This is a genomic window from Actinoplanes sp. NPDC051633, assembly GCF_040681735.1.
Classification (GTDB): domain Bacteria; phylum Actinomycetota; class Actinomycetes; order Mycobacteriales; family Micromonosporaceae; genus Actinoplanes.
Window position 1 is genome coordinate 1 of record NZ_JBFAZH010001718.1, and the last position, 1,202, is coordinate 1,202.

Below are 1,202 nucleotides of genomic sequence, written 5' to 3' on the forward strand. Positions count from 1 at the left end.
GCCGCTGTAACGCGCCGCCCGGAACGTGACGTCGTAGGTCTGCCACGTCTCCGGCGCCGTGCCGGCGTTCGACGTCGGCGCCGCCTTCTGATAGATGGCCGCGCATTCGTCGTTGGCCAGCGTCGCCTTGCCGTACGTGTCCAGCACCTGCAGCTCGTAGCGGTCCTGCAGGTAGATCCCGCTGTTGGCCCGTTGCTGACCGGTCACGTCGCCGGGCAGGTTCGGCAGCCAGAACTCGGCGTGCAGCTTGAAGTCGCCGTACGCCTGCTTGGTCCGGATGTCGCCGCCGAGCACCTCGGCCGAGCCACCGGAGACCGGCCACGTCGGCGCGCTGCCGTCGGAGTTCTGGAACGAGTTGAGATTCCCGCCGTCGAAGAGCGTCACCCGGCTCGCCGCGTTGTGCGTCCAGCGCTGCTGCGCCACGTCGGCCCACTCCCAGATCTGGATCTGCGTGCCGTCCGCGGTGGACCCGCCCGCGGCGTCGAGCACCTTGCCGGACTGCGGGTTCAGCAGCGAGCCGTTGGCCTGCTGCTGCCACACCTGGGCCGCGCTGTTGTTGCAGGTGTAGAGCTGCACCTTGGTGCCGTTGACGGTGCCGCCGTTGTCGATGTCCAGGCACTTGCCGTGCGCCCGCAACGTGTCACCCTCGCGGGTCCAGCTCTGCGCGGACGAGTTGTTGCAGGTGTGCAGCTGGACCTTGGTCTTGTCGGCGGCGCCGCCGTTGTCCAGGTCCAGGCACTTGCCGCCGATGCCGGTGACGGTGCCGGTGCGGTTGCCGGTGACCGGGCCCGACGTGGTGCCGACGGTCAGGTTGTCCAGGTTGACGTTCCCGATGTCGCCGGTGTCGACGCGATAGGAGATCGTGTTGCCGCCGGCCCGCAGGGTCACCGTGTCGGCCTTGACCGCCCACGTGTCCCAGTTCCCGGTGTCGGCCAGGCTGATCTGCCGGAGCTTGGTTCCGTTGACGTAGAGGCTGACCGTCTTGGCGCCCGCCGACGGGTTGGGGCCGTTGCTGAAGCGGAGGGACAACGGGTACGAGCCGGCCGCCGGCACGTTCACGCTGAAGGTCGCCGCCGCGCCGGCCGAGCCGAAGCCGGCGACGAAGCCGGTGCCGGTGTAGCCGGTGTGGTCGGTGGCCACGCCGGCGCTGCCGCTGAGCCCGGAGTTCTCCGCCTCGACCTGGCCGGTCCGCAGCGTCGTGC

General features: G+C 70.0%; 1 protein-coding gene. It reads right to left on the reverse strand.

Annotation, left to right across the window (positions count from 1 at the left end):
- The coding region (locus tag AB0M20_RS44630) for an RICIN domain-containing protein (RefSeq protein WP_364307660.1) at positions 1–1,202 on the reverse strand (1,202 nt) is incomplete at both ends.